This is a genomic window from uncultured Clostridium sp. (genome assembly GCF_937920395.1).
Classification (GTDB): Bacteria; Bacillota; Clostridia; order Clostridiales; family Clostridiaceae; genus Clostridium_AD.
In genome coordinates, this window is the sequence record NZ_CALEVF010000388.1 from 1 (window position 1) to 7,859 (window position 7,859).

General features: G+C 30.9%; 4 protein-coding genes. 1 reads left to right on the top strand and 3 read right to left on the bottom strand.

Features of this window, described 5'->3' with window-relative positions; genetic code table 11:
* The first annotated feature begins 265 nt into the window (after window positions 1-265).
* A complete protein-coding gene (locus Q0649_RS22705) occupies window positions 266-2,341 on the top strand; it encodes a methyl-accepting chemotaxis protein (protein WP_298847352.1) in 2,076 nt (691 codons plus the stop codon).
* A gap of 186 nt (window positions 2,342-2,527) precedes the next feature.
* Here Q0649_RS22705 and Q0649_RS22710 read toward each other — a convergent pair whose 3' ends face one another.
* The 3 genes from Q0649_RS22710 to Q0649_RS22720 form a co-directional block, all read right to left on the bottom strand.
* Window positions 2,528-3,691 (bottom strand): iron-containing alcohol dehydrogenase, encoded by a 1,164-nt coding sequence (locus Q0649_RS22710; protein WP_298847355.1) that lies wholly within the window; start codon window positions 3,689-3,691, stop codon window positions 2,528-2,530.
* 67 nt (window positions 3,692-3,758) lie between these two features.
* Window positions 3,759-4,826 (bottom strand): HD-GYP domain-containing protein, encoded by a 1,068-nt coding sequence (locus Q0649_RS22715; protein WP_298847358.1) that lies wholly within the window; start codon window positions 4,824-4,826, stop codon window positions 3,759-3,761.
* A gap of 244 nt (window positions 4,827-5,070) precedes the next feature.
* The coding region (locus tag Q0649_RS22720) for a vitamin B12-dependent ribonucleotide reductase (RefSeq protein ID WP_298847361.1) at window positions 5,071-7,859 on the bottom strand (2,789 nt) is incomplete at its 5' end.

The window sequence follows — 7,859 nt, forward strand, 5'->3', positions numbered from 1 at the left end:
TAACGGCTTAAAAGTTAGGCGGTTCAATGATTGCAGAATTGCGCAATCGGCTAATATATATATTTAATAAGGGAGTGAATGTAATAATTAGATATAGTGTTAGAAAAATAAAATAATTAGGCTATGTTTAAGCTGAATATTGCAAATTAATATTAGGTATGTATTCACAATCATGCAATTATAATAGATGGACTAATCAACGAAGAAATTGTTATATAGTCAATATTATTTTAAACATAGTCCAAAATTATAGGGGGCAAAAGTCTTGAAAGAAAAAAGAGCTAAAGAAAAAAGAGTAAAAAGAACATCGATAAAAAAGAAATTTATATTATCAATGAGTTTAACAACACTTGTATGTTCATGCATACTTGCAGGAACTTTTATAACATATTCTTATAGACAAATAAAAAGTTCAACGGAAGAACAAAATTCATTTATTGCACAAAGTTCAGGTCAAAATATAGATACATATTTGTCGAAATACGAATCTTCTATTAAAGAAGTAGCAAATGGAATCGGTACAGTGGATAACGGTAAAGATAAAAATGCTATGATAACAAATATACTTAAGAATGCAAAAAACAATGACAAATCTCTTGTTGCTACTTATTATATTAGTGCAAAAACAGGATTCATGGACATAGTTCCTTGGACCCCTTTTAAAGGCGCTTTAAATACAAAAACTTTTAAGGAGACAAAAGCAAAAGGTGATACAGTATGGTTTGATGTTTACAAGGATACGGGAGGAACAAAGGAAATGATGATCTCCATTACTTATCCTGTGAAACAAAATGGAAAGTTCATTGGAGCTTTAGGATATGATATTAGTTTAGCATCATTAGGGGACGTTAGGACAAATCTTGAAAAAGGAAATAGTAATAAGTTGATTTTTCTTGATAACAAGGGAACTCTAATAAGTTCTTCACTATTTACTCAGATGGGTAAAAATATAGTTCCAAGTTTATCAGGAAAAAGTGATGATAAAGGAACTATAGATATTGTAGCAAATAAAGAAGTTTTTAGTAAAGAATATTCTTGGGCTGACAAGGTGTATAGCAATAAGAAAGGAACAACTAAGGCTACTATAGAAGGGACTGCATACGATGCATCTTATTCAACTATAGAAGGGTTAAATTGGAAGATGATTTCATTAAAGCCAGAATCAGTAGTTACAAATAAAATAAGTTACTTAGTTAGGCTAAGTGTTATAGTTTTAGTTGTGACATTGATACTAGTAGTTTTATTAGCTTTTATTACAAGTGATAAATTGGTAAAAGGTATAAAACATATTAAAGACGTAGTTAATAAAACAGCAAAGGGTGATTTGACAATATTATTAGATATAAGCTCAGGTGATGAATTAGAAGATTTATCAAATGATTTTAATGATATGACTAGAAATCTAAACTCTTTAATTTCTGAATTAAACCAAAAATTTAACGCAGTACAAGAAACAGCAAGTAGTTTGATTACTATATCGGAACAAAATAGTTTGGCAATTGGAGAGGTAACAAAGTCTATAGGGGAGATATCTTCTGGAACACAAGGACAAACTCAACAAATTGAGGATGGAGCCACTGCTATCGTAAGCCTTGGACATGAAATTGAAACAATTAGTGGTAAATCAAATTTAATAGAAAACTTGTTAAATAAGACTACAAATGATATTGGTAAAGGTAATAATGATGTTAGAACTCTAGAAGGTTCATATGCAAAGCTTGAGATATCACTTGGAATGGTTTCTGAAATTATTAGTGAATTAAATAAAAAATCAAATGATATAGCAGAGGTTACAAATGTTATAGCTGAGATTTCAGAGCAAACTAATCTTTTATCATTAAATGCTTCTATTGAGGCTGCAAGAGCAGGTGAGGCAGGAAAAGGTTTTGCAGTGGTTGCAGATGAAGTAAAGCAACTTGCTGAAAAATCTAAAGATTCGTCATTAAATATTAAAGAAATTATTGATAGCATAATAAATGATACAAGTTCGGCAGTTGAATTTATGAATAAAACAAATGGAATTAATCAAATTCAAAAGGAAGCTGTAACAAATATAAATACGTCAATGCAAGGGATCACATCTTCAATTGATCAGGTATTGGCGGAGGTTAAAGAAGAACTTTTAGGGATAAAGACAACTAATGAAAATAAGGATAATGTAGTTACAATGATAGATGGTATATCAGAAGTTGCACAAGAAACTTCTGCTTCTACGCAGCAGATAGTCGCTTCTATGGAAGAACAATCAGCTTCCTCAGAGGAAGTTAATAACCATGCCAATAATCTTATTGTATTAATTGAGGAACTTCAAGGGAAACTTAAAATGTTTAAGTTTGAATAAATAATAAAAGGGGGTGTCTCAAAATGATAAAAAAATCATTTTAAGAGATATCCTCTTTTCCTTATTAATTTTAATAAAATTACTAAAAAGTTACTCTAAATTTTGTATTTACATAAGAAAAAAAGAGCCATCTCGCAATAGAAATTACTTCCTATTTTTAGATGGTCCTTTTATCTATAAATAAATTTATAATGCTGACTTGAATATGTTTAGTACATCATTATGATCTATAGGTTTTAAACTACCTATCTTTCCGTATCTTACAGATTTTTTTGCCATTTCTTCTAAGTTACTTTCGTCTATTCCAACTTCACTAAGTTTTGTAGGAATTCCAAGTGAGACAAAATATTCGCGAGTTTTAGCAATTGCAGCATTTGCAATGGCATATTTGTCTGGTCCTTTTTCAATATCCCATACATTTACTCCAAATTCAACAAATTTGTCTACAGTGCTATCATCTAAAATATATTTCATCCAATGTGGAGTTAAAATTGAAAGACCTACTCCGTGAGTAATATCATAATAAGCACTTAACTCATGCTCCATTGGGTGAACAACCCAGTTGCTATCTTTTCCGAAACTTAATAGACCATTTATTGCAAGACTTGAGGCCCACATTAAATTTGATCTCGCTTCATAATTCTTAGGGTCTTCCATTGCTGTTTTGCCATAATTTATACAAGTTTTAAGAATTGCTTCAGCCATTCTATCTTGTAAAAAAGCCTCTTTTGTACTACTGAAATATGCTTCGAAAGTATGACTCATTATATCTGCTGTTCCTGATGCAGTTTGATATTGGGGTACTGAAAAAGTATAAGTAGGATCTAGTATCGAAAATCTTGGTACCATATCAGGATGACCAGTTCCTAACTTTTCATTGATATCCATATCTGTAATAACTGCAAAAGTATCCATTTCAGATCCAGTTGCTGCGAGAGTTAATACAGTAGCTATTGGAAGTACTTTAGAAATCTTGCTTGGGTCTTTAACTATATCCCATGCATCTCCCTCGTAATAGTAAGCTGCTGCAATAGCTTTTGAACAATCGATAGAACTTCCTCCGCCAGCAGCAAGTACTAGATCAATTTTGTTTTTTCTGCAAATTTCCACGCCTTTTCTTACAGTTGTTATTCTTGGATTTGGTTCTACGCCTGAAAGTTCCCAAAAGTCAATTGAATTTGCATTTAGTCCTTTAACTATATCATCATAAAGACCATTTTTCTTTATACTCCCGCCTCCATACACAAGGAGTACTTTTGTACCATATTTTTTTATTTGCTTAGGTAAAACACTAATTTTACCTTTACCGAAGAAAACTTTAGTTGGAATTGAATAATCAAAATTTAACATAAAATCGCCTCACAAATTATTATTAGTATACTTATATCTTAATTCTAATTCGTCTGTATGTCCATGATTATGGTAGAAGATCTATAATAGATAGATTTTTTTCATTTTGTAAATCTATAAAATTTGAATCAACAAATATAAGAGGTTTAGATATATTATTTATGTCTATTTTAATTATCTTTCCAATAAAACCATTATTAAGTTTTACCATTTCACCAGTGTAATAGTTTGACATATGTCTTACAAATGTAGTTATATAATTATAATCTAATAGATCAATGCAATCATGTTGCAAAACTTCTAACACTTTAAGTGGATTTTGCTTTTTGCTATAGACTCTGTCAGATGTCATTGCATCAAATGTATCTGCAATTGCTATTATTTTTGCAAAAGTAGTAATTTTATCTTCCTTTAAACCAAGAGGATAGCCTGATCCATTTAAACGTTCATGATGCATAAGAACACCTGAAATTATGGATTTATCGAGTAGTGGAATATCTTTTATAAGGTCGTAAGCGTAAAATGAATGCTTTTTAACTTCATCAAATTCTGGCTTTGTAAGTTTAGAAGGTTTATTTAATATAGTGGGATTAATTTTAGTTTTGCCGATATCACTAAGGAAAGCTGCATGAGTTAAAAGTACTAATTTATTCTTAGGTAAATTAAGCCACGTTCCTAGCATAGAGCTTAAAAGTGCGACGTTTACACAATGGTGAGTAAGATATTCGTCTATATTTTTAGAATTTGTTATATTCTTAATAATTGAACCATAATCGGTAAGATTATCTAAAATTTCTTTGGACATAATTTTAATTTCTGTTAAATCTGGCTGTGAATCCTTTTGTAGGCTATGTAAAAATATATCTATCTTATTTGAAAAACGATTTAATATATTCTCAGTTTGAATTAAGCTCTGCTCTCTTGAATTTTGTGAAATGGGTACTATGAGATCTGCTTCACTAGTATAAATACTTACAGTGTTCGATGGATAAAATTCTACTATTTTTTTTATAACTGAACTATTTAATGCAATTTCCTTTGCAACTAAAGTTACTCCATCAAGTATTAAATTTTCAGCTAAAATCATATTTGGTTTTAGTTGGTAAATGCTTATACTTTTAACATTTGGGTTCATAGATCTATCCTCCTTAAATTTATTAATAAATTCTGTGAATTTGTCTATTGATTGGTAATATTATACCATATATGAATTATGTTTAAATAGATTTAATTAGAAGTAGATTTGATGCTTTATATGTATGTAAAAAAAACCACTATTTAAATTATAAATAGCGATTTTTTTATTTATTTATTTATTTTAATATTTACGTACAAATATCCGTTTTGTAGTGAATGTCAAAGTTAATATGGACATGCCATTAACTACATCCAGTTGTTGTCCCACAATCAAGGCAAACTTTACAAGTGCCATTTCTTACAAGTCTAGTACTTGAGCAAAGTGAGCAGGTTTCAGAGTATAATCTTTCACCTTGAATTTTGCCATCATCTTTATTTGAAGGAGAAACCATATTTTCATTTTCTTCTAAGGTTGTTGAAATTTCATTTTCAATGGGGATTAGCGGGTTATTAGGTATATTTGTGTTTTCGTAATTGTCAGGTTTAATCTGACATCTACTGTAGTCACCTAGTTCTATATCAATAATTTTGCTAATTAAATCAGAAATAGAAGAAACTGATTTAATATAAGGATGTTTTTGTACAAAACCATAAGGTTCAAATTTTTGACCTCTAAGCATCTTCGATATAGCTTCTGCAGGTACATGGTGTTGAAGCATAACTGAGATTGCTTTTGATAGAGAATTTAATAATCCTGTAATAATAGTACCTTCTCTATCCGTTGTTATATATATTTCAGAAATCTCACCATTTGAACGCCTATTTACCGTTGTATAAATTTTTACATCCTCAATTTGAGCAGGATGAGTAGTTCCATAACGAATACCAATTGGTTTTTCACGTGTTGAGTGGGATTGATTTGAAGTTTTTTGTAATGATCTTGCTTTCTTTAAAAGAGCATCATATGATAAATCCTCAAGTAATAGTTCTTTATCCTCGGACAAAGTAGTGTTTAAAGGTTGACTTGCCTTTGAACCATCTCTATATAAGGCTATACCTTTTACGCCTAATTTCCAAGAAGTTAATATAACTTCTTTAAAATCCTCAATAGTGGCATTTTTAGGTAAGTTTACAGTTTTTGATATAGAACCTGATATCATAGGAGTTATTGCTGCCATCATAAGAACGTGTCCCATAAAGGAAATATATCTTTTACCACTACCACATTTATTTGCTGTATCAAATATGGCTAAATGCTTAGATTTTAAATGAGGAGCACCCTCAATTTTACCATCTAGAATTTTCTCGTATTCAAAGCCGTTTTCATTAACCATTTCTTTTCTTAGAATGTAATCAAAAATATCATTTGTTTCACTTTCGGAATACCCAAGGTTTTCTAAAGAATCTTTAATTACAGGATTTACGATGGTCATAAAACCACCACCGGATAATTTTTTATAAATAAAATGACTGAAATATGGTTCTACAGATGTAGCACCACAATCCATAGCAAAGGAAATAGTTCCAGTAGGAGCTAAAACTGTTACTTGAGCGTTTCTAAAACCATAGTTTTCGCCACTACTTAATGCTTTTGTCCAGCAATTTTTTAATGTTTCACTTATAGCACCTAAATAGTCTTTATTTAAAACAGCGTGGTCAACTTTTATAGGTTCATAGTTTAGATTCTCAAAGCTACTATTTATTGCTCCAGCTGCTCTTGCGTGATTCCTTATAACTATCTGCATGTAGTTCTTATTAATTTCATATTTTTCAAAAGGAGACAACTCTTTAGCAATTAATGATGAAACATAATAAGATTGCGCAGTCATTATTCCAGTTAGAGACGATGCGATATTTCTAGCATCTTCTGAGTCATATGGATATCCCATAACCATAAATAACGAAGCTAGGTTTGATAACCCAAGACCTGTTGTTCTAAATAAATAACTTTTTCTTGCTATGTCTTCAGTTGGAAACTGTCCCCAATATATGGATGCTTCAAGAACTAATTGAGTAAGTCCTATTAAATGAACATAACCATCTACATCAAATTTCTTAGTTAAAGCATCATAAAATTTATAAATATTAATAGATGCTAAATTACAAGAAGTATCATCTAGAAAGGCATATTCACCGCAAGGATTGGTTGAATTAATTCTATTATGTTTAGCACCAACTTCTCCATCCTCTCCAGCAGGACAAGTGTGCCAAGCATTAAAGGTATCATCAAACTGAGGAGCTGGGTCTGCACATTTCCAGGCAGCGTCATTAAATGTATCCCATAATTTTTTTACGCTTATTTCCCTGTCAACTTCAGGGTCACATCTTCCCTTAAGAGTAATGGTTTGATTAGGCTCTTTTGATAAATTATCAACTTTAGTCATGAATTCATCAGAGAATCTTATAGAGTTGTTTCCGTTTTGACCAGAAACAGTTTCGTAAGCTTCTCCTTCAAAACTACCATCATAACCCATCTTCGTTAAAGCCCTTACTTTATCTTCTTCTTTAGCTTTCCAAGTCATGAATTCCATTATTTCAGGATGATTTATATCAAGGCATAACATCTTAGCAGCACGCCTTGTAGTTCCACCAGATTTTATTGCACCTGCATTTCTATCAAGGCCTTTTAAGAAACTCATGAGACCAGAGGAAATACCACCACTAGATAATTTTTCTCCAATACCACGAATGCTCGAAAAATTAGTTCCTGTACCAGAACCACCTTTAAACAATTTGGTCTCTGTTACATATTGCTCAGAAATTGAATGTTTGCCTAGTAATTTATCTTGAATTGATAGAATAAAACAAGCTGAAGCTTGAGTTCTTGTATAAGCATCCTCACTTTTAACTATCATCTTTGATTTTTCATCATAATAAAAATTATCTAATGATCCACCTTTAATACCATAGGATAGGTTAAGACCAGTGTTAAACCATTGGGGTGAATTTGGAGCAAACATTTGATTTAAAAATGCATATACCAATTCATCATAAATAATGCTTCTTTCTTCCTTAGATTTAATAATAGTCTCATCCATTAAAGCTTCACACCAAAAATTAACAAGTCTATGAGCTACAAGTTTCATACTAT

What these genes read in the sequence shown, in the direction of transcription:
- Q0649_RS22715 (WP_298847358.1), bottom strand. Translation starts at nt 4,826, where the DNA reads ATGAACCCAAATGTTAAAAGTATAAGCATTTACCAACTAAAACCAAAT.
- Q0649_RS22710 (WP_298847355.1), bottom strand. Translation starts at nt 3,691, where the DNA reads ATGTTAAATTTTGATTATTCAATTCCAACTAAAGTTTTCTTCGGTAAA.